General features: G+C 41.7%; 18 protein-coding genes. 5 read left to right on the forward strand and 13 right to left on the reverse strand.

Going from position 1 to position 22,487, the window contains the following annotated elements; translation table 11 throughout:
- Position 1: 1 nt before the first annotated feature.
- Both BN1875_RS08510 and BN1875_RS08515 read right to left on the reverse strand, forming a co-directional pair.
- Positions 2 to 1,072 carry a dipeptide epimerase gene (locus BN1875_RS08510; protein WP_048604424.1) on the reverse strand — a complete coding sequence of 357 codons (1,071 nt, stop codon included), beginning with the start codon at positions 1,070 to 1,072 and terminating at the stop codon, positions 2 to 4.
- Positions 1,073 to 1,092: 20 nt separating this feature from the next.
- Positions 1,093 to 2,739, reverse strand: coding sequence for a peptide ABC transporter substrate-binding protein (locus BN1875_RS08515; protein ID WP_048604425.1), 1,647 nt, complete (start codon positions 2,737 to 2,739; stop codon positions 1,093 to 1,095).
- Between the two features lie 317 nt (positions 2,740 to 3,056).
- On the opposite strand from BN1875_RS08515, the gene BN1875_RS08520 reads away from it, so the two are divergent.
- Genes BN1875_RS08520 through BN1875_RS08535 form a run of 4 tightly spaced genes read left to right on the forward strand, consistent with a single transcriptional unit; the run spans position 3,057 to position 6,451 of the window.
- The gene (locus BN1875_RS08520; RefSeq protein ID WP_048604426.1) at positions 3,057 to 4,220 is read left to right on the forward strand and encodes a betaine/proline/choline family ABC transporter ATP-binding protein; all 1,164 of its coding nucleotides are present in this window, start codon (positions 3,057 to 3,059) and stop codon (positions 4,218 to 4,220) included.
- Positions 4,221 to 4,225: 5 nt separating this feature from the next.
- The gene (locus tag BN1875_RS08525) at positions 4,226 to 4,864 is read left to right on the forward strand and encodes an ABC transporter permease (RefSeq protein WP_048604427.1); all 639 of its coding nucleotides are present in this window, start codon (positions 4,226 to 4,228) and stop codon (positions 4,862 to 4,864) included.
- Positions 4,861 to 5,781, forward strand: coding sequence for an osmoprotectant ABC transporter substrate-binding protein (locus BN1875_RS08530; RefSeq protein ID WP_048604428.1), 921 nt, complete (start codon positions 4,861 to 4,863; stop codon positions 5,779 to 5,781). Before BN1875_RS08525 ends, BN1875_RS08530 begins: the two co-directional genes overlap by 4 nt.
- Before the next feature lie 4 nt (positions 5,782 to 5,785).
- Positions 5,786 to 6,451: an ABC transporter permease gene (locus BN1875_RS08535; RefSeq protein ID WP_048604429.1), complete on the forward strand. Its 666-nt coding sequence runs from the start codon at positions 5,786 to 5,788 to the stop codon at positions 6,449 to 6,451.
- Between the two features lie 51 nt (positions 6,452 to 6,502).
- On the opposite strand, the gene BN1875_RS08540 is transcribed toward BN1875_RS08535, so the two are convergent.
- From BN1875_RS08540 to BN1875_RS08580, 9 genes are all read right to left on the reverse strand, one after another.
- On the reverse strand, positions 6,503 to 8,326 hold the full coding sequence (locus BN1875_RS08540; RefSeq protein ID WP_048604430.1) for an APC family permease: 1,824 nt from the start codon (positions 8,324 to 8,326) through the stop codon (positions 6,503 to 6,505).
- 221 nt (positions 8,327 to 8,547) lie between these two features.
- Positions 8,548 to 11,253, reverse strand: coding sequence for a YhgE/Pip domain-containing protein (locus BN1875_RS08545; protein WP_048604431.1), 2,706 nt, complete (start codon positions 11,251 to 11,253; stop codon positions 8,548 to 8,550).
- 223 nt (positions 11,254 to 11,476) lie between these two features.
- On the reverse strand, positions 11,477 to 11,761 hold the full coding sequence (locus BN1875_RS08550; RefSeq protein ID WP_048604432.1) for a DUF2500 family protein: 285 nt from the start codon (positions 11,759 to 11,761) through the stop codon (positions 11,477 to 11,479).
- A gap of 60 nt (positions 11,762 to 11,821) precedes the next feature.
- Positions 11,822 to 12,190, reverse strand: a complete 369-nt coding sequence (locus tag BN1875_RS08555; RefSeq protein WP_048604433.1) for a type II toxin-antitoxin system PemK/MazF family toxin — start codon at positions 12,188 to 12,190, stop codon at positions 11,822 to 11,824.
- Between the two features lie 13 nt (positions 12,191 to 12,203).
- A complete protein-coding gene (gene alr / locus BN1875_RS08560; protein ID WP_048604434.1) occupies positions 12,204 to 13,325 on the reverse strand; it encodes an alanine racemase in 1,122 nt (373 codons plus the stop codon).
- A 15-nt stretch (positions 13,326 to 13,340) separates the two neighbouring features.
- Complete coding sequence (gene acpS, locus BN1875_RS08565) at positions 13,341 to 13,691, reverse strand: holo-ACP synthase (RefSeq protein WP_048604435.1); 351 nt, start codon at positions 13,689 to 13,691, stop codon at positions 13,341 to 13,343.
- Between the two features lie 119 nt (positions 13,692 to 13,810).
- Positions 13,811 to 15,337, reverse strand: coding sequence for a degradosome RNA helicase CshA (gene cshA, locus BN1875_RS08570; RefSeq protein ID WP_048604436.1), 1,527 nt, complete (start codon positions 15,335 to 15,337; stop codon positions 13,811 to 13,813).
- A 410-nt stretch (positions 15,338 to 15,747) separates the two neighbouring features.
- On the reverse strand, positions 15,748 to 17,103 hold the full coding sequence (locus BN1875_RS08575) for a UDP-N-acetylmuramoyl-tripeptide--D-alanyl-D-alanine ligase (RefSeq protein WP_048604437.1): 1,356 nt from the start codon (positions 17,101 to 17,103) through the stop codon (positions 15,748 to 15,750).
- 80 nt (positions 17,104 to 17,183) lie between these two features.
- A complete protein-coding gene (locus BN1875_RS08580) occupies positions 17,184 to 18,266 on the reverse strand; it encodes a D-alanine--D-alanine ligase (protein ID WP_048604438.1) in 1,083 nt (360 codons plus the stop codon).
- A 204-nt stretch (positions 18,267 to 18,470) separates the two neighbouring features.
- Between BN1875_RS08580 and BN1875_RS08585 the strand changes: the two genes are divergently transcribed.
- Entirely contained in the window at positions 18,471 to 20,201 is a 1,731-nt protein-coding gene (locus BN1875_RS08585) for an ABC1 kinase family protein (protein WP_048604439.1), read from the forward strand.
- On the opposite strand, the gene BN1875_RS08590 is transcribed toward BN1875_RS08585, so the two are convergent.
- Positions 20,110 to 21,885 carry an IS1182 family transposase gene (locus BN1875_RS08590; RefSeq protein WP_390622593.1) on the reverse strand — a complete coding sequence of 592 codons (1,776 nt, stop codon included), beginning with the start codon at positions 21,883 to 21,885 and terminating at the stop codon, positions 20,110 to 20,112. The two genes, BN1875_RS08585 and BN1875_RS08590, sit on opposite strands and share 92 nt — an antisense overlap.
- Before the next feature lie 148 nt (positions 21,886 to 22,033).
- On the reverse strand, positions 22,034 to 22,480 hold the full coding sequence (locus tag BN1875_RS08600; RefSeq protein ID WP_048604441.1) for a YaiI/YqxD family protein: 447 nt from the start codon (positions 22,478 to 22,480) through the stop codon (positions 22,034 to 22,036).
- Between the last annotated feature and the right edge of the window lie 7 nt (positions 22,481 to 22,487).

Genomic DNA, 22,487 nt, shown 5'->3' on the forward strand with positions numbered 1-22,487 from the left:
CCTATTTGATTCCTAGACCAACGCCATCTGTTAACGCTAAATTCCCGGGACGAATGTGCAGGCCGCTTTTTTCTGCCAAATCGGCAGTTTGCTGCCACATGAACGGTACATCCAAATCACAATAAGCCATGTCTTTCATACCGACTGCGAAATGGGCGGCGGCAGCCATTCCGCCATAGCCTTCGATCATGGAACCCACCATGCAGGGAATCCGATAGTGTTGTGCCAATTGAAAAATTTGGATGGCTTCTTTGATGCCGCTGCTTTTCATCAGCTTGATATTCAATAGATCACAGCACTGTTCTTCTAGCAGTTTTTTTGCATCGGTAAAGCCAAATAAACTTTCATCTGCCATGATGGGAATCGTGGAACGTTCTGTCACATATTTCAGTGCAGCAAAATCATGTGCTTTCACCGGCTGTTCTACAAAATCGATTGGAATATCCTGCCATTCAGCTAAAATTTGGACCGCCTCTTCCTTTGTCCACCCTTGATTGGCATCAATACGAAAAGGAATTTTCCCTTCTAAAGCTTCATTCATACAACGGATCTTGGCAACTTCTTCTGCCACATCATCCAAACCCAGTTTGATTTTCAACGACGTGAACCCGTCATTGACCTTGGCAACCCCATCAGCCACCATTTTTTTCCGGCTGGCAATGCTGATGGTAAAATCAGTTGTCAGTTGTGGCGTATTTCCACCAAGGTAGCGATATAGCGGTTGTTTCGCCGCTTTTGCCAATCCGTCAAACAAAGCAATATCCATCGCTGCTTTGGGACTGGTTTGACCGGTGACCAATTGCTTCATTTCGTCTAAAATTGTCAGCTCTCCATCAACTTCTTTTCCAATTAGAAATGGGCTAAAACTTTCGTTAATGGTTTTTAAAATCGATGCTTCGGTGTCTCCGGTAATTGCTTTTGTCGGCGCGGCTTCCCCGATACCAACCACCCCGTTGTCAAAATAAATCTTTACTCGAATCACATCCACTGCATTGACTTCCCGCAAGGCGGTTTTAAAAGGTGCATTAAGTTGAATCGGGATGAGTTGCGTTTTTATTTCTTTGATTTTCACTTGCCATGATCTCCTTCTTGTTACTCGACGTAGGCCCATTTATAGTCATACTGAGCACCTGCCGCATGGGTTACGATTCCCTTGATTTTTTCTGAACGCAAATGGGCTTCTGTTGATTGATAAATCGGAACGATACCCATATCTTCATTTAAAATCTGATCAGCTGTCAGTAAATCCTGCCAGCGGGCAGCTTCGTCGGTAGCATCCGCTAACGAAGCTGATTCAACAGCTTTATCATAGGCTTTGCTGGAATAATCTCCTCGGTTATAAGGGCTACCAGTCACAAATAAATCAAGGAAAGAACTTGGATCGGCATAATCGGCCACCCAGTTGTTCATCACCACTTCAAAATTCCCGCTGTTTGCCCGTTCAAGCCGCACACTGATGGGGACAGGATTTAAATCGATAGTTATTCCCGGTAATTTTTCTTCCAACTGTCCTTTGATATACTCCGTAATTTTTTTGGTTGAATCCACATCAGAAGAAAGAAGTTTGAAGGACAATTTCTCAATACCCAGTTCACTTTTGGCTTTTTCCCAATAAGTTTGGGCTTGTTTTTCATCGTAGCTCAAGGTTGCCTTTGTGTCTTCAGTAAAATCAGCTTTGGTTTCTGGATTCAAGGACATTCCACTGGGAACAAAACCGGTAGAGGCAATCGAGCCGTTGCCTAAAATATTCGTGACGATACTTTTACGGTCGAGAGCATAGGAAATTGCTTTTCGAACATTGCTGTTTTTAAAAGGAGAATCTGGCGTTGCTTGATTGAATTCCAAATAAGTGGTCGAAGCGATGGGCAAAGAAACATATTCCGGATCCTTGGCTTTTTGTCGGGCCAATTCCCCATTTAACGTCACGTCTTCTGCCTGTCCGTCATTGAAAAGATTCAAGGCGGTGGAGGCCTCTTTGACCACTGTATAATTGATTTCAGTCAATTGGACCGTGTCGGCATCCCAATATTCCTTATTTTTTTTCAGTGTCCAATCTGTATCTACCCCTGGTCCGTCAAAATCCGTCAAAACAAAGGGACCATTTGAAACCAATTTTTCGCTAGTAGCGGCATATTGATCGCCATATTCTTCAATAACGCCTTTATTTTGTGGAAAGAAGGAGGGAAAAGCCAACAAATATGGAAAATACGGTGTTGCCTGCTCCAATTGAATTTCTAAGGTGGTATCATCCAAGGCTTTGATACCTAATGTATCCAATTCCGCTTTTCCTTGGTTGATGGCATCGGCATTTTTAACCGAGCTAAACATGAAGGCATACTGTGACGCCATTTTTGGATCGACGGTTCGCTGCCAGCCATACACATAATCTCCAGCCTTGACTGGATCGCCATTAGACCAATTGGTATCCCGCAAATGAATCGTATAGGTTTTTCCATCGGTCGAAACCTCCGCCATTTCTTTGGCACCTGCCGGTTGCGGATTATTGTCTTTATCTAAACGGTAAATGCCTTCATTGGTATTATTCAAAATTCCAAAACTGATTGTATCGGTAACGACAGAAAGATCGGCAGACGTCAATTCAGTAGGTACCGTTTGACTGAAAATCTGTTCACTTTTTTTATCCTTACCGGCTTCTTTTTTTTGTCCACAACCTGCCAAAAACAACGTACCTATGACACCAGAAACGATTACCTTAGCCCAAATCCCTTTTCTACTCATCTCATCTTCTCCCGTCGATTTTTGAATTTTCTAAAAATTTGTTAGTTGAAGTTTAGCCGACCCCTTTCTGCTTGTCAAACAAAAGCTCACCCCCGCATGTTACTTGAACCCTTGTCTGACGTGTTGTTTCATGTTTCGGCTTGTTCATTTTTTCACTTTTATAAAACGGTTGCATTTCGCTAAAAAATAAAAAAATACACGTTTATTTTTGGCGAAAAATAACGAGAAAAATCATTAGATTTGTGAGAAACGCTTTTTTCGTGCATACTAGTAAGGAAAGCATTAATTGGAAATAGTAAAAATAGAGGTGAGAGACGTTGATTGAATTTCAACATGTAACAAAAATTTACAAGGGCGGAAAAGTAGCCGTCGAAGATATTAACCTTTCCTTTGAAAAGGGTGAGTTCATCTGTTTTATCGGAACCAGCGGCAGCGGAAAAACTACCTGCATGCGGATGATTAATCGAATGAACGAACCGACCAAAGGAAAAATTTTAATCAATGACAAGGATATCCAAGAGATCAATCCTGTTGAATTACGCCGGAAAATCGGTTATGTCATCCAAAATATCGGATTGATGCCCCATATGACGATTCGGGAAAACATTACACTGGTACAAAAATTATTGAAGGTCAGTGATGATGAGCGGAATAAAACCGCAGAAAAAATGATCGACTTAGTGGAACTGCCGCGGGAAATGCTGGATCGGTACCCAAATGAACTCTCTGGTGGTCAGCAGCAGCGGATTGGTGTTGTTCGGGCATTGGCAGCCAATCAAGATATCATGCTGATGGATGAACCTTTCGGCGCGCTTGATCCCATCACTCGGGACTCCCTGCAAGATTTAGTCAAAGATTTACAAGAACGTTTAGGGAAAACGATCGTCTTCGTTACCCACGATATGGATGAAGCATTGAAATTAGCAAACCGGATTGTCATCATGAGTGAAGGCAAAGTAATCCAGTTTGATACACCGGAAAATATCTTACGCAATCCAGCAAATGAGTTTGTTGAAGAACTAATCGGTGAAGACCGACTCCTTCAAACCAAGCCGGACGTCACCACAGTCGGCGAAGTGATGCTGAACACAGCCATTACCATCACCCCTGAAAAATCCCTGCAAGAAGCCATCCGTTTGATGCGCGAAAAACGTGTCGATACCTTGCTGGTCACCGATAACTCGAATATTCTTAAAGGCTTCATCGATGTAGAAACTCTTGATCGTAAACGCAGCAAAGTTTCCAGTGTTGGCGATATTTTAAATAAAGATGTTTTCTATGTGAAAAAATCAGCATTGCTGCGTGATACCTTGCAACGGATTTTAAAACGCGGGTTGAAATACGTGCCGGTAGTGGACGATCAAAATCGCGTGGTGGGTATTTTGACCCGTGCTTCCCTTGTTGATATTGTTTATGATGTTATTTGGGGTGAGGAGAATACCCTTAGCCAAGCGGCAGAATCAACGAAAGAGGAGGCCTGATTTTCATGGCAGATTTCTTTTCTACTTACGGTCCCCAGATTCTAGCCCGAGGTTCCGAACATCTGTATATTTCTGCTTTTTCATTGGGGCTGGGTATTTTGTTGGCCGTTCCATTAGGCGTGCTTCTTACACGACTGCCAAGAGTTGCCAGCGTAGTAATCAGTGTCACCAGTGCATTGCAGACTGTTCCATCTTTAGCATTGCTTGCTTTGATGATTCCCTTTTTCGGGGTTGGTAAAACACCTGCGATCATCGCCCTCTTCATTTATTCGTTATTACCGATTTTGCGGAATACCTATATCGGGATGAAAAATGTCGACAGCAATTATCGAGATGTCGCCAAAGGCATGGGAATGACCAATATCCAATCCATTTTAAGTGTGGAGTTGCCCATCGCTACACCGACCATCATGGCGGGAATTCGGTTAGCCGCAGTTTACGTTATCGCTTGGGCAACCTTGGCTTCTTACATCGGAGCTGGCGGCTTGGGTGATATGATCTTTAGCGGATTGAACAACTATCAACCGGATTTGATTTTTGCCGGAACGATCCCGGTAACGATTTTAGCCTTATTGGCAGATTTTTTACTCGGACTTTTAGAAACACGCTTGACTCCTAAAGCGTTAAGGGAGGCAGACGAATGAAACGAAAATTAAAACAATTCCTTTTGGCTTTCAGCACAGTGCTGTTACTGGCTGGCTGTTCCTTGCCGGGGCTTTCATCAAATGCGGATGAAAACACAATCGCAATTACTGGTGGAATCACGTCGGAGTCACAAATTCTGGCAAGTTTAGTTGCCGGAATGGTGGAACATTATACCGATAAAAAAACCACAATCATCAACAACTTGGCTACTACTACCATCAATAACCAAGCGATGATGAACGGGGATGCACAAATTTCGGCTGCCCGCTATACCGGGACCGATTTAACCTCCACTTTGGGAATGGACCCGGTAAAAGATCCCAAAGAAGCTTTCAATATAGTGAAAACGGAATTTGAAAAACGCTACAATCAAACTTGGTTTCCTTCCTATGGCTTTGATAATACCTATGTCTTCTTAGTTCGTAAGGATACTGCGGAAAAATACAATTTAAAAACCGTCAGCGATTTACAGGACGTAGCGGATGAATTGGTGGCAGGTGTGGATACTTCCTGGATCACTCGAAAAGGGGACGGCTACGAAGGCTTTAAAGAAGAATATGGCTTTGCCTTTGATTCGATTTTGCCGATGCAAATCGGTTTGGTCTACGATGCGGTAGCTGCCGGAAAAATGGATATCGTTCTGGGCTACTCCACCGATGGACGGATCGGCAGTTATGATTTGGTGATGTTGGAAGATGACAAGCGTTTCTTCCCCCCTTATGATGCTGCGCCGATTGTTGACGATCAATTGTTAAAGGACACACCAGAATTAAACGCGGCAATTGAAAAACTTGCCGGAAAAATCGATACGAAACAAATGCAAGAGTTGAATTACGAGGCTGACAACAATTTGGTCGAACCAAGTATTGTTGCCCAAGAATTTTTAGAAAAAAATAATTATTTTGAAGAGGAGTGATGAGATGAATTTACAAGATATGAACTTGCTGGAACAATTTGTTTATTATTTTAGAGAAAATGGCGCCTATGTATTCAGTCAATTTATCCGTCACTTCTTGTTATCGATCTATGGAGTGATTTTTGCGGCCATCGTTGCCATTCCCATCGGCATTCTGATTTCCAGAAGACGCCGCTTGGCAAACTGGGTGATTCGTTTTGCGAATATCATCCAAACGGTTCCTTCCTTAGCCATGATTTCCATTTTGATGATTGGCTTAGGACTGGGGGTAAATGTCGTAATTGTTACGGTCTTTCTTTATTCTTTGCTGCCAATCATCAAGAATACCTACACCGGCATGACTCAGGTGGATCGTAATGCATTGGATATCGGTAAAGGCATGGGTATGACGGCGTTCCAACGTCTTTATATGATCGAACTGCCTTTGTCTGTTTCCGTCATCATGGCGGGAATTCGTAATGCATTGGTGGTAGCAATCGGAATCACCGCCATCGGAGCCTTTGTTGGTGCCGGCGGTTTAGGAGATATCATCATTCGCGGAACCAACGCCACAGATGGTGCTTCGATTATCTTAGCCGGTGCACTGCCAACTGCTTTGATGGCAATTATCACTGATTGGGGCTTGGGGATCATCGAGCGTAAACTTGATCCTGCCAGCAAACGTTCTTAAGATTGAAGAAACAAAAAAATTCGCAGGGAATCCCGCGAATTTTTTTTGTTTTTATTTTTTCAAATGATAGCTGTATGTTCCCACTACGATTTTTTCCCGCCAAGAAAGTCGCAGGCGTAGACGCAAACTGGTTTGGTTATGCAAAATATTTTGCCAGCCTCGCCGTGGAACAAACTGCGGCACGATGACCGTTGTGGTGTAGTTGTGTTTTGCAGCATTCTTACTTACTAAATCTACATAGCGGATGATTGGATTTTCAATCGAACGATAGGAGGAATGAACGACTGAAAAGCGAACCTCTGGAAAACGTTCCTTGAATTCTTTTTCGATCTCCCGCTCTTTTTCGATATCTTCGTCCATAGAAACGTGCATCGCCACCACATAATCGCCAATCGATTGGGCATAATTCAACGCACCGACATTTACCCGAGTAACATTCCCCACTAAAACAATAACAGTATTGCCATCGTAGGTGTGCAACGCAACATCATCTTCCAAACGTAATTGCTCCGCAACTTTTTTGTAATGGTCATGAATTTTATAAAAGATCAGCAATAAAATTGGCATGATGATGAAGAAAGGCCAAATGTCTCCTAAACGATAGGCAAATAAAATAATAATGATCGCGTAAGAAATAAATGCCCCGACAATATTGGCAATCGATTTTGACAGCCAGCCTTTTCCTTCCTTGTGCCACTTGATGACCATTCCGGTTTGTGATAAAGCAAAGGGAATAAACACCCCGATGGAATAAAGCGGGATCAATCGTTCCGTAGATCCTTGGAAAATAAACAACAACACGATCGAGCCGGCTGCCAATGTCATGATCCCATTGGAATAACCTAAACGATCCCCGCGATCTTGGTACATATGCGGCATGAATTTATCCTTTGCCAAATTATAGGCCAAAACCGGAAAAGCGGAGAACCCAGTGTTGGCAGCGACCGCTAAAATCAGTGCTGTCGTAAATTGTAAGGCGTAGAACATGAAGCCATGACCAAACACGGCTTGTCCAATTTGTGACAACACGGTTACTTCTGTTTTTGGAACGATTCCGTACCAGTAGTTGATAAACGTAATTCCTACAAAGAAGAAACCTAAGATTGATGACATCAATGCCAACGTTCCCGCAGCATTTTTTGCCCGGGGTTTTTTAAAGAAAGGTACCGCATTACTGATGGCCTCCACCCCGGTTAAGGAAGAAGAACCAGAAGAAAATGCCCGTAAAATCAAAGCAATCGAAATCCCGGGAATTGTTGCACCAGGCAAAGCTGTTGCCTGTAAAGGTTGTGCACCGGTCACAATATTAAATAAGCCCACCAGAATCAAAATCGTAATCACAGCAATAAAGGTATACACCGGCAGCATTAAGAAGCTGGCGGATTCCCGCAACCCCCGCAAGTTCATCATCATAATCAATAAAACGATGATTACCGAGATTGCTACTTGATGATGATACAGCGCCGGTATCGCCGACGTGATGGCTTCAGCACCAGCAGAAACCGAAACTGCCACCGTCAGCATATAATCGATCAATAATGAGCCACCAGCAATCAGACCAGCATTTTTCCCCAGATTCTCGCTGCTTACAACATATGCTCCCCCGCCATGAGGATAAGCATGTATGATTTGTCTATAAGATAAGGTTAATGAAATCAATAAAATAATAACAAAGGCGGCAATTGGCAATGAATACCAGATAGCGGCTGCCGAAAGAGCCACCAACACGACAACAATTTGTTCTGTACCATAAGCGATAGACGACAAGGCATCAGAAGATAACAACGCTAAAGCGGCAAAGCGACTTAATTTGTGCTCATCATTTTCAGCCGATTTCAGCGGACGTCCTACCAGCAAACGTTTTAAATATTCCACTTTTCTCCCTCCAATATTCTTTACACAAAAGACTGTTTTTTCCCACAGCCAAGACTGTATGCTACGCTTCCCTCTTGAAAATGTCAATGAAAATCCGCAGAAAAAACCTTTCATTTTTGAAAAAAAGAATTCTCCCGATACAAGCAAAAATAAAAATCGTTAATCGAAAAAAACAAGCTGAAAATCATCCGTTTCTCACGTTGATTTTCAGCTTGTTTTTATTAATGGAAGAAATGGCTTTCTTTGGAAACCTTCGCCAATTTTCGCGTCATTTCAGAAAGATAAGGATAAACGAATGTTCCCAACAATCCAAATACTACGAACAATGCGACCATAATCAAAATATTGGCTGTTGCATTTGGCCAGTAGATACCTCCTGCCGGCTCTCGCAAAAGGTTGACTGCGTGAGTGAAAGGCAACAAAGGATTGATAAATTGGAAGAATTTACCGGATACTTGAATCGGATAATTTCCACCACCACCAGAAATCGACAGCACCAGCAAAATAATCGCAATTCCTTTACCAATATTGCCGAAAAGGGCTGATAGAACATACACAATCATCATAAAGGCCAGCCCGACAATCAAAGCAAAGAGTACCGCATAGAAGGGATTATGAACATCTACTCCCAACAAGAAATAATTTCCCAATGTAACAATCAAGGCTTGGAAAAGTGCCATCGTCAAAAAGGTCAACATCCGCGCTGTAAAGGTTTCACGTTTGGTGTATTTCTTTTTGTCCGAGCCTTCCAAATGAAACTCCGTAGTTGCTACACTAGACAGCAGCAATGCACCTACCCATAAACACAGTGCCGTATAAAAAGGTGTACTTGCCGAACCGTTGTTGGCAATAGGATAGATTTGATTGGTTTGCAATTCCACCGGTTTGGTAAAGAAATCACTCTCTTTTTGAGCATCCAGTTTCAATAGTTTAATAATTTCCCCAAGATCGACTTCCTCTTCTCCTGCACGAATAGTAGTCGCAGCCTTATGAAGTCCGGTCTTCAAGGTAGGCCAGTCATTATTGATTAATTCTACGGCGGCATTTAATGCTGATTCAACTTCCGGTAGTTTTTCATCCACCATGTTCATTGTTGAAGTGATTTCTTTTTTCACTGTTGGCCAGTCGTTTTCAAGAAAATCAGCAGCAAGACCTAATTTTTGTTCCAAAACAGGCAATTCATTCTTATATAAATCGGCACCTTTATTGATGCCCTCCACGATTTCTGTCATATGCCCATTCAACATCGTATTAGCATCATGGACTTCCTGACGAATCGCAGGCATATCTTTTTGGTATTTTTCTAATAAGCCGATGGCATTCGCAACCGTTTTTTCAGTAGCATTCAGCAGAGAATCGAAATCAATTTTTTGTGCTTTTTCCAATGCATCTTGTGCTGTTGACAAAGCGGCTACTAATTTTGTCAAAATATCACTCACGGTTTTTCCAACCGTGTCAACATCAATGCTGTCAACAAACGTTGCCACTGCAGTTGCGGCAGATTCAATTTCTCTCAGATAATTTTGAATAGCGGTACTATTTCCATTTTTTATCAAACCATCCAATGTTGTTAAACGTCCAGATAAGTCTCCCAGCAAATCATTGGCGTGATTCAATTTTTCGATGATTCCTTGCAAGGACTGATTTCCAGCCGCTTCTTGCAGTTGGGTCAGAAAGGTCACTAAATCGGTAATTGCCGTTTGTTGACGGGCAATGTTGTCTTTAAAATCTTGAATAACCTGACTGATATGTTGTTTTTCGACGTCTGTCAGTTGATTATCCGTTAACGCTTGATTGATACTGCTTACGATGGAGGAGGTCGTCGTAGCCACTTGGCTAATAGCATTTAAGGTTACCGAAACGCTGGAAGTAATACTTGGGATTGCTTCTTGCAGCTTCGTTGCTCCTTCTTCCGTTGTCGCAGCTAACTGATCTGCTTGGTTTCCTAATTTTTTTATATCAGGAAGGATTGTTTGGACTTGTTGAATAATCTCCAACCCAGATTTGGCTTCGCTGATTCCTTCAGTCATGGTTTGTTCAATGTCATCAAAGTCGGCATCGACTGCTGCCAATTGTTTGCCGGCATTTTGGATTTCAGGAATTTTTTCCTGCAAAGTCAAAATAATGCTTGCCTGTTTTTTTAATTCCGGCATTTTTTCATTCAATGCCAGCAGCTTGTCACCCATTTCATCAACTTTTGGCACATAATCGACAAATTCTTCGGCTTTTGCGATTTTTTCTTTAATCTCAGGCATTTTTTCTTGCAGTTCAACAACTTGTTTCGTGTAGCCGTCGATGGTATCGATGTTCTCATCTGTTTCCAAAATCAGATTTTTCACTTTGTTGATGCTGACCAGATTTGAATCAATGTCATACCCGATTTCATTGAATACCTTTAACAGGGTGGAACTGGCTGTCTTGATAAAGTTTTCTGAAATCTGGTCCTGTAAGCTAGAAGCCCCTTTATCTGTAATTTTAGGAGCGATGGCATTGATTTTTTCATTGATATAATACTCGATTTTTGGTTTATTGATCTCTCCTGAAACAAAGCTCAACAAATTCTCCGAAAAATCCTTCGGCAGATAAATTCCGGCATAGTATTTCCCGGATTTTACCCCTTCAGTCAACGCTTTTTTAGAATCAACAAACTGCCAACCAAGCTGTTTATTGTCGTGGAGTTCATCAAGAACTTCTTTCCCAATGGCGATTTCTTTTCCTTGAAAAGTCGTCGACTGATCGGCACTATAAACCGCAATCGGTAGCTCTCCTGTATTTGAATACGGGTCCCACAAGGCTTTAATGTTGAACCATGCATAAAGAGAAGGCAAAATGGCCAACGCAATGATTAAAAAGGTTGCCATAGGATTTTTAAAGATTCGTTTCCAATCTAATTTGTATAAGTGCAATGTGTTTTTTATATGATTCATCTATCTCATCCTTTATTTTTTCCAGCTGTCATACTGTATCACGAAATTTAGATCATTCCAACTTTTCCCAATCACCGGTCAAAATTTTTTTGACAATTTAGGAAATCTGTCAAAGATGAAATCCTTTTCAAGTTGTTTCTTTTGCTGATTTCTTAAGACTTTTTTTACTTTTTCTGCTGTTTTTTTGACAGTCGTTTTTAGGCACTCGTCTCCTGCCAATTACTCATTTTTTGAAGGCAATAAATCGGTCGTTCTGAAAAATCAATTCTCCCCGCTCCGGTCCTTGATGCTGCAAAAATAGTTGGTAGGGAATCTCTAAGCGAATCTCCTGCTCAGCTACTTGGAAGATTCCATAATAACGAGAAAAATTTTCTGTTTCCGGCTGTTCCTCCGTTGCTGAAAACAGACAATAGATATGCTGCTCTGGTCCTTTTTTTAGCTGTCTAATCTTTTGCCAACTAAAAGCCAGCAGCAAGACTCCTGTTAAAACGACAACGGCTATCCCCATCATTTTCTTCCTTTCTTTTTTATATCTAAGAAAAAAGCTGAACACAAGTGTCCAGCTCTATTATGTATGTCTATCGACAAGAGCGTATTCCTCGATCCCCACGCTGATTCGCAAGGCGCGATCGACCTCTTCCATGATTTGAACATCAAGATGACAGACCTTATCTTTTAATCGACTTTTATCTATTGTGCGGATTTGCTCCATCAAGATCACTGAATCTTTGCCAATTCCTTTTTCCATCGCTTTGATCCCGATATGGGTGGGAAGCTTGGGTTTGGCCATTTTCGCCGTAATAGCCGCAATAATAACCGTTGGGCTAAAATGGTTGCCGCGATCATTTTGGATCACAAGAACCGGGCGAATCCCCCCCTGCTCTGATCCAATCACCGGAGAAAGATCCGCGAAATAAACATCTCCACGTTTCACCATCTCATTATCATCCTTATTTTGTATAGTTTCGAGGAACACGTTGGGAAATCGTGCAGGCAACTTCGTAATGGATCGTGCCTAAATGATCCGCAACATCCTGCATTGTAATTGTTTCCTGTTGGTTGCTGCCAATCAGGGTCACCAGCGTTCCTTCTTCAAATTCCTGCGGCAGACGAATCATAAACTGATCCATGCAAACCCGTCCCACGATCTCACAGCGCTGTCCTGCTACTAAAACGTAGAATCCCTGCATTTTTCTCAGCCAACCGTCTGCATAGCCGACAGGGACCGTACCGATCCATTCTGCTTCAGGAGTGACATAAGTTTCCCCATAACCAATGCCTTCTCCTTTTTTCAGGTGCTTTACTTGGATCAATTCCGAAGTCAGCTCCATTGCCGGTACTAAAGGATAGGTTTCTGTCAAGGCATGTCCGGAAGGATTTAAGCCATACATCGCGATTCCAAATCGAACCATATTGCCAATCGGTTCCTCATGCCACAAAGCCGTTGCACTGTTGCTGACATGCACGTAACGCGGCAGATGAGCCAATGGTTTCAATGCCTCTTGGAACCGTTGATTTTGCATTTGCCAATAGCTGTCGTCTGCTTGATCTGCTGTAGAAAAATGGGTGAAGATTCCTTCCCACAACATTTGGGGCTGTGCTTCGACAAAAGTCGCGGCTTCGTCAACTTCAGCCGGTGTCAAAAATCCGATTCGCCCCATGCCGGTGTCCACCTTGATATGAATCTTCAACGGATTTTTTACAGGAGCTTCCATTAATTTTTTTGCCGCAGCTTCAAGCCAATCCATCGTTCCAACAGGGAAGGAAAGATCGTATTCACTAACCACCGACAAATACATCACTTCAACGATGCCCAAAATCAGAATTGGTTCTGTAAAGCCCGCTTCTCGTAATTCAATGCCCTCATCAATAGTAGCTACGCAAAAACCGCTTGCTCCACCTTTTTTTGCAGCTTTCGCTGTTTCAATTGCGCCATGTCCATAGCCATTTGCTTTTACAACAGCAAACAAATCCTGTTCCTTGGGCATTCGTTTGCGTTCATTTGCCACATTTTCAGTGATTGCTGTTGTATGAATAATCGCTTGCGTGGGTCGATGGTATGAAACGCTCATCGAAAAACCTTCCTTCTACTCTTCTAATATAATCTGCGCCATCGCCGTCGTTTCAGTATGGGTAATACTGACAAAGACCTTGCCGCTAAAGGGGGACCGTGTCACGACCGGTGCGCCTGTTTGATTCGCTAAAATTTCTAAATCGTGAAAAGCTAATTTTCCGATACCGGTACCCCAAGCTTTTGAAAAAGCTTCTTTGCAGGCATACCGCCCCCCCAGATATTCGATCTGTCGTTTTATGGGCAACTGTGAAAAAGCGGCTTGTTCCGCTTCCGTCAGCACCCGTCGGATAAATTGAGGCTTTTCTTCAATAATTTTTTTGATGCGATGTAGTTCCACCGCATCAATGCCGATTCCTTTGATCATTCGGTTCGACTCCTTTTAAAACTACTCCCATTCTACCAAAATTCTTTTCAAAAACCATTAAAATACCTCTTGAAAACAAAAAAAGTAAGCAAATGATTAAATTTGCTTACTTTCAACGATTAGTCTTGGTTGTTGCGAATAACAAATCCGCGCTTTTTGTCGTTGCTGCGGCGGCTGTTTTTACGCGCGCCTTCTTTATTGCTGTTGTAGTTGCTCTTGTTTGGTTTACGGCCGCTTCCGCCACCGTTTCCATCATTGCGTCCACGATTGCTGCTGTTGCTGCGACGACCATTGCCGCCTTTATTGAATCCGCCTTTTTTGTTTTGAGGCAATGGACGTTCTGGCGTAATTTTAACCGGTACGGCATCAGAAGGATCTTTTGCGACTGTTTTTAACAATAAAGCAGCCAAATCTTGTGCTGAATAACGTTCCACTAAATCATCCGCAGCTTGCAAATATTTATCCAAGCCGTTTTCATCCATTTTTTCTTCAATTTGTTCCATAGCAGCCCCAAGTTGTCCTTTGAAGGCTTCTTTTTCGGTTGGTGGACGTAAAGGTGTCATCCGTTTTTTCGTTAGATTTTCAATGACATGCAAGTAGCTCATTTCATTTGGAGTAACAAAAGTTACGGAGATTCCGCCTTTACCGGCGCGTCCTGTCCGACCGATCCGGTGAACATAACTTTCAGGATCTTGAGGAATATCATAGTTGTACACGTGAGTGACACCAGAGATATCCAATCCACGAGCAGCTACGTCTGTCGCTACCAAAATATCTAAATGACCACTCTTGAAGGAACGCAAAACGCTCATCCGTTTTTGTTGAGAAAGGTCACCGTGGATTCCTTCTGCTTTGTAGCCCCGCGCTTCTAAACCGCGAGCCAATTCATCTACCCGGCGTTTGGTCCGACCAAAGACGATTGTCAATTCAGGGGTTTGAACATCGAATAAACGAGTCATAACATCGAATTTTTCAAATTCTTTTGCCCGTACATAGTATTGATCGATCAAGTCAGCAGTCATTTCTTTTGCTTTAATCTTGACATGTTCAGGATTATTCATGAACTTGACACCGATACTCTTGATTGCTGGTGGCATCGTTGCAGAAAAGAGCAACGTTTGACGTTTTTCAGGGACTTGGGCAATAATTTTTTCAATATCTTCTAAAAAGCCCATATTCAGCATTTCGTCCGCTTCATCTAGGACTAATGTTTCAACTGTTGCTAATTTCAATGTGTGGCGGTTGATATGGTCCAACATCCGGCCAGGAGTTCCCACAACGATATGTGGATGATCCTTCAAGCCACGGATTTGACGGCCGATATCTGCGCCACCATAAACTGCTTGTACGCGAATTTTTTTGTCTTTGCCTAAACGGAAAAGTTCTTCTTGTGTTTGGATAGCTAGTTCCCGCGTTGGTGCGATAACTAATCCTTGCAGGTCACGGTTTGTAGTATCAATTTTTTCAAGCATTGGTAAACCAAACGCCGCTGTTTTCCCAGTACCGGTTTGAGCTTGTCCAATAACATCTCTTCCGTCTAATGCAAGGGGAATCGTTGTTTCCTGGATAGGTGTTGCTTCTTCAAAGCCGGCACGCTCCACAGATTTCAACAATTCTGGTGATAAATCTAGTTCTTTAAATTTCAAATGTATCCTCCTAGGTAAGGTCGCACGTCACTCGCTTGCAGCAAAAAATAATTGCCAGAGTATCTACTACATGTCTGCGGGATTTCTCAAAAAAAATTCTCATCGACAGGCACTTTCATTTTTTGCAGGCGTTCGTACGCCATTTTTGTGAGCTTTCCGGATTTTCCGTTCGCTCTTTTTTTTGAAGCGTTCATCTTTTTCCATGTTCCCCGGAGATGGTCCCTACACATCCAGCAAACACTTCAACACCGAAAAATCCGCTTCTCGAAGGCATTAGAAAAGCCAAACGATTCCCGTTCGGCCTTTTATTATCATAAAAGCATTCTTACTTAATTGTATTCCAATTTTTACTTCATCTTTCGGCATTAGACAATTCTAACACATTATGAAATTTTCAGCAAGTTTTCAAATTATTTCTGCGCTTTTTGCAATTCTTCCACAACTTCGTTCAGACCCATTCCATTACTGCCCTTTAAAACAATCATATCCGTTGGCAGTAATTCTTTTTGGATTGCTTGAATCAACTGAGGTCTTTCTTCCTTAGAAAAATACTGTACCTCAACTTCCGGCAAATTGCTTTTCACTTCCTGCGCCAGAGCATGCATCTTTGTGCCGTAGAGAAAAACAACAGAAAAGGCAGAGGAAAGATGTTGGTACATTGCGGCATGCATCGCTGAAGAATCCGGTCCTAATTCCAACATATCCGCTAAAACAGCTAATTTCCGTCCTTCTGTCGCTAAATTTCCGACGGTATCTAAAACCAAGCCCATTGCGGTAGGATTGGCATTATAGACATCGCTTAAAATTTTTGCGCCATTACCGGCATGTAACCATTGGGTACGGTTTTTCGTCAATTGAAATTCTGCCAACCCTTTTTTGATTTGTTGAATAGTCAAACCAAAGTATTTCCCAATTCCATAAGCAATCAAGGCATTGTTGACATTGTAGCTGCCTAAAACCGGAATCGTAAATTCTTCACCAGCAATCTCAAAGGTTGTTTCCGTTGGTGTTTCTTCGATGATTTTTCCAGAGATTTCTCCTTTTTCACCAAACGTTTTCAGGGTTTGAGAAATTCCTGCCACCAATGGTTTTAAAAGGGGTTCATTTTCAGGAATCAGCAGTAATCCATCTTTTTTCAAGCCTTCAAGGATTTCTATTTTAGCTTTAGCGATTCCTTCTCGTGAACCGAGATTTTCAATATGGGCTTCGCCGATCAATGTGATTGCCGCCACTTCCGGATGGGCCAAATTCGTCAGTTCACTGATTTCACCAAAACGATCCATCCCCATTTCTAAAATCAGGATTTCGCAATCTTCCGGTGTATGAAAAACCGTGTAAGGCAACCCGATATCATTATTGTAATTGCCTTGGGTTTTATACGTTTTGAATTTTTGTGCTAAAACAGATTCTGTCATATCTTTGGTTGTGGTTTTGCCATTGCTGCCGGTAATGCCGACAACCCGGGGACCAATTTTTTTCAAATAATACTCAGCAAGTTTTTGAAAAGCCGCCAATGTATTCTCTACGGCAAAAACTGTCATCCCGTTGATTTCTGCCGATTCCTTTTTACTCCAAAGCGTCGCAATTGCCCCATTGTCTTTTGCTGCTTGAACAAAATCATGACCATCTCGCTCCCCGGCTAAGGGAATAAACAGTGCCCCCTCCGTGATTTTGCGACTGTCAAATTCGACGGTCGTCAATTCACGTTCGTCGCTGCTTTCCGGTAATCCTAATACCTGTGCAATTTCTTTGATTGTTAATTTCATCGTTCTCTCCTTTGACTAAAAAAAGGCACAACGAATTTTGTTGTTGTGCCTCATTGCTACGATTAGTAGAGGATTATTCCTCACGCCTGTTCATTCACATCTGTCAAAAATTGGTGCCGTTGTTTGAAACGATTCAACGCTAATTGGATCAGCTCTTCGATTAAATCGCCATATTGCAGTCCCATTTTTTCCCATAAAGACGGATACATACTAAACTGGGTAAAGCCTGGCATTGTATTCAACTCATTCAAAAATAATTCATTTTTGTTCGTCAGGAAAAAGTCGCATCGACTCAAACCGCTGCCGCCTAACATGATATAAGCATTTTTTGCAAAGTCCTGTGCTTTTTTCTGCACTTCTTCCGGTATCTCTGCCGGAATCTGCATCACAATATTGTTGTCGATATATTTAGAATTATAGTCGTAGAAAGCGACATCTTTAACGATTTCTCCCGGTACAGTCGTTCGAACATCTTCATTGCCTAAAATCGCCACTTCGATTTCCCGTGCTTCGATCCCTTGTTCCACGATTGCCCGTGTATCATAGCGATACGCTTCTTGCAACGCATTTTGCAATTCTTCCCGATTTGAAGCTTTTGAGATACCGACACTTGAGCCCATGTTTGCCGGTTTGATAAACATTGGATACAACAAGGTGCCTTCACACTGTTCAAAAATTTGTTTTGGATTTTCTTTCCATTGGTTTTTCAAGACCGGTACAAATGGCACTTGGGGAATTCCCGCTGCTTGTAAAATGTATTTGGTCATGATTTTATCCATTCCGCAAGCGCTTGTTAACACTCCCGCTCCCACATAAGGAACATCCAACGTTTCTAAAAAGCCTTGGATCGTACCATCTTCACCATTTGGTCCGTGAAGCAAAGGAAAAACAATCGTGCCTTCTTCCTTTTCGATTCCCGGTTGGATCACAGTTCCAGTAAATTCTCCCGAATCCCCATTTTCAGACCATGTTACATGCAACACGTCTTCTGATGTTGGTTTTTCCTCTAACAGAGGACCTTTGATCCATTTTCCATCTTTTGCAATAAAGATTAATTGTACTTGATAATATTCATAGTAGATTGCTTGTAAAACGGAATAAGCAGATAAGATGGATACCTCATGTTCCGCACTGCGACCGCCATATAATAAAACGATTTTCAAACGTCTTTCCTCCTGTAACTCAGAGTTATTTCTCATTTGATTCTTTCACATTTTAGCACAAAATAACGAATGGGAACAACCAAATTGAAAAAAGCGCTTTATTTCCACCTTGTTCAAATGGTGATGAGTTGTAAAATTATCACTTTCTACTTATGATTGAGAAAAGAGACAAAAACTACGCCTACCAGCAAGGAGGTTATCCACATGACCACTACTCCCCAATCAAAAAGCAAACGCCTGAAAGAAATTTTGCGGGTCTTTATGAAGTATCGGGTAGTGCAAAATTTAAGCCAGCAACAAAATCCCCAAGAGGTTCGCCGTGCCTTTGAAGAATTAGGTCCGACATTTATTAAAATCGGGCAAATGCTTTCCGTACGAACTGATTTGTTGAATCCTGCTTACCTGCAAACCTTTAAATCTCTGCAAGACAATGTTCCCAGTGATGATTTCTCCGAGGTTAAACAATTGTTGGAAAAGGAATGGTCTTTGCCGTTAGAGGATATTTTCACTTCTTTTGATTCGGTTCCCTTCGCCTCTGCCTCAATTGGACAAGCTCACAAAGCAGTATTAAAAAGCGGACAAGTCGTGGTGGTAAAAGTACAGCATCCCGGGATTATCGAAGCAATTGCTGTGGATCTGGCACTTTTTGAAAAAGCACTGCCGCTGATTAAATTTATTCCAGAAAGCAATGTCGTCGATATCAAAAGCGTATTAAAAGAGGTGCGGCATTCTTTGGATAGCGAAACCGATTTTTTGAAGGAAAGTCAAAATGCCGAAGAATTTTACAAAAAAAATCATCATTGGCAACAAGTTGAAGTTCCCAAAGTCTACCCGGAATATTGCACGAAAAAAGTGATTCTGCTGGAATGGATGCCCGGAAAAAGCATCCGCTATCTCTTAGAGGCGGAAGCAAATGAATTTGCTTATTCCAACGTCACTAACCGACAAATGAAAAAAGAGTTGGGTTTATTGCTAGTGGAAAGTTTTATGAAACAAATTTTTGAAGACGGCTTTTTCCATGCTGATCCTCATCCCGGCAATTTATTTCTCCATCTGCTCACCCCAGACGAAGCAGCCCATTCCTTTGTCAATAAAAAGCGGGTTGGTGTGTTAGGCGGAGTGGATTATTCCTTAAAATGGCAAGATACCAGCGAACTGCCTCCGTATCGACTGATTTATCTGGATTTTGGGATGATGGGACGATTAAACGACAACCTCCGCTCACGGTTGGCAGATACCCTGATCGCTATCTATACCCAAGATTCCCAAGAAGTCGGTAAAGCTGTTTTGCGTCTTTGTAAAAAAGAAGGTTCCTTCAGCGAAGAAAAATTTTATCAGGAACTCGAAGAATTTTTGGAAAATTATTATGATTTAGCCATCAAAGAAATTGATTTGCAGGAAGTACTGGGAGAAGTCATCGCTATTTGTCACACCAACAATCTGCAACTGAACCAAGAAGTGACCCTCCTGATCAAAGCCTTCAGTACCTTAGAAGGTCTGGTGGAGGAATTAGATCCCTCTCTTTCTTTGATGGAAGTTACTCAGCCCTTTGCCCAAAAATATTTTCTGCAACGGATTGACTTGCAGGAATCAACGAAACGTTCTGCGCTGGATCTTTTAAAAGCCGGCAAAGCCTTACCCAAGCTACCGGATCGTACCCTTTCTGCGTTGGAAACGTTAATCCATGGAAAAGGACAAATCCGTTTGGCATTCAAAGAGCAGGAACAAATTTTGCGACGAGCAGAAAGAATGCTGCTGCAACTAGTGATAGGAATCTTTCTTTCCGCACTTTTAATTGGTTCTTCCCTGTTACTGACCAATACCGCCCAACAGCCTGAATGGATCACCCGCTTGGGCATCGGCGGCTATATTTTCGTTTTTGCGCTCCTCTTTCTGGCTCTTTTACGCCTGCTGTATCACTATTTTCGAAAATAAAAATCCTGAGCTTGGGACATAAGTCCCAAGAATCATAAAACAGACGACCGAAAATCGTAAAAAGAATTTTCGGTCGTCTGTTTTTTAGATTATTGGAAGAATCTTCCTTGGTTGCGGGCATGTTCAACCTATACTTCCTTAAATTGATCGCCATTAGTGCAAACCCAATCTCATTGTGTGTCTGCTGTTTTCCTCGAACAGAGAACCGAGTAAAACCTAAACAAGCCTTCAAATGTCCGAAAGCTGGTTCAACGTCAATTTTTCGTTGACGATAGATTTTACCGGTTTCTTCTTCTGAAAGTAGCTGTTGAATCGTTGCTTTAAAGTATTCCCAGTTCATGTTCTTTTGAATCTCACGATTCTTGTCACCCTTTGCTTTTGTACACTGGCTTCGAAGAGGACAATTCGAACAATCTTCACATTCATACCGTTTTAAATATCGTTTAAATCCATATTTATCTGTACGAATAGAATAATTGCGAAACCTCATTTTCCGTCCATTAGGGCAAAGAAATGTATCATCTAATTCTTGATACGACCAGTTTGCGGGAAGAAATGGGTTTTGTTTGAATTTTTTCTTTTGTTCTTTATGATACATGGCATAGGTAATGAGCGGTATCCGTTCATGGTCTTCTAAAATAGCTTGATAGTTTTCTTCTCCTCCATAACCAGCATCTGCGACAATATAGGTTGGTAGCTCAAAGAAACACTCTTTTAAGGTAGTTAAAAAAGGGCGCAGTGTTCGTGTATCCGTTGGATTTGAGAAAAGATCATAGCCTAAAATATACTGATTGTTTGTGGCAATTTGAAGGTTGTAGCCAGCTTTTAGCTGACCATTTTTCATAGGATCATCTTTCATGCGCATAAACGTCGCGTCTAGGTCGGTTCTAGAGTAGCTATTTCGTTTTCCTAGAATCTGTCTATGTCTTTGATAGGCAAGTTTTCTTTCTTTGAAGTCACGAAATAGTTTTCTGATCTTTTTCGGGATTTTCCGTTTCGAACGTAACGATTTTCGAGTCGTTCCATCTTCTTCTTGTGTGATTTTTTCTGTAAATTTATCAACAACATGCGTGAGGTGTTCTTCAATCTGACTTAATTCAGTTGGAGATAATTCATTTGTGGACTCGCGTTCAATTTCAGGAATAATCGTATTTTTTACCAATTCATCATAAAGAAAAGCTGATTTTTCAGTAAGCTTTTTATCAAAGTTATCAATCGATTTTCTCCAAACAAAGGTGTATTTATTGGCATTTGCTTCAATCTTTGTCCCATCGATAAAAATGGCTTCTTCATCGATCAATTGTTCCTTGACCAATTGGCTACGGAACTGAACGAAGCACTCCCGAAGGAGTGTGTTCACCAAAGGATTCACACGGAACCGATTAATTGTTCGATAACTAGGTTGATAACTTTGCGTAAGCCACATCATGCGAATACTGTCTTTCGTCAATACTTCAATCTTTCGACCAGAAAACACGGATTGTGTGTAGGCACATAAAATCATCTTCATCATCATTTTTGGATGATAGGAAGAAGGTCCCATTTGATGATGAAAGGGAATGAAACGCTGTTCGGGAATACTTTCAATTAACTCATCAATAGCGAACGCAATATCATTTTTTTCTAACTGAAAACTAAAATCTAGAGGAAGAACGACTTGATTTGTGGTATAATTTTTAAACATAAGAACACCTCGCTTTTTTATTTGTTTAGTCACTTTTATTTTAGCAAAGGTGTTCTTATTTTAATACAAAAAAATAATCCAGATGCCAATCAATTTGACTGGTATCTGGATTTTTCATTAGGACTTATGTCCCAAGCTCAGGATTTTTTTATCTTTTTAACTGCAAAAATTGACTCAGCTGCTGTTTAAAGTGCTGGCGGTCTTCTAAGGTGAAGGGTTTTGGTCCCTTCGTTCGCTTGCCAGCTTTTCGAATCTGAGCACCTAGATACCGCTGCATCAACAACTCATCAATGGTTTCTATTTGATATTCTTTGCCGCTATGGTGAAACACATGGGCTTTTTTTCCCAAAACAAGCGAAGCCAGACCGTAATCTTGCGTAACCACGACATCTCCTGGCTGGATTTCCTTCACGATGCGATAATCTGCACGATCTGCTCCTTTATCCACATAAATAAATTGAACAAAATCCGGGTATTCTTTGCGCGTATAATGATCCACACTAGTAACGATCAAAACCGGCAAATCATATTCTCTACCTAATTGAATTACTTCTTCTTTTACTGGTGACCCATCTCCGTCAATGACTAAACGCATTTTTTTC

Source organism: Enterococcus massiliensis (assembly GCF_001050095.1).
Taxonomy (GTDB): Bacteria; Bacillota; Bacilli; order Lactobacillales; family Enterococcaceae; genus Enterococcus_C; species Enterococcus_C songbeiensis.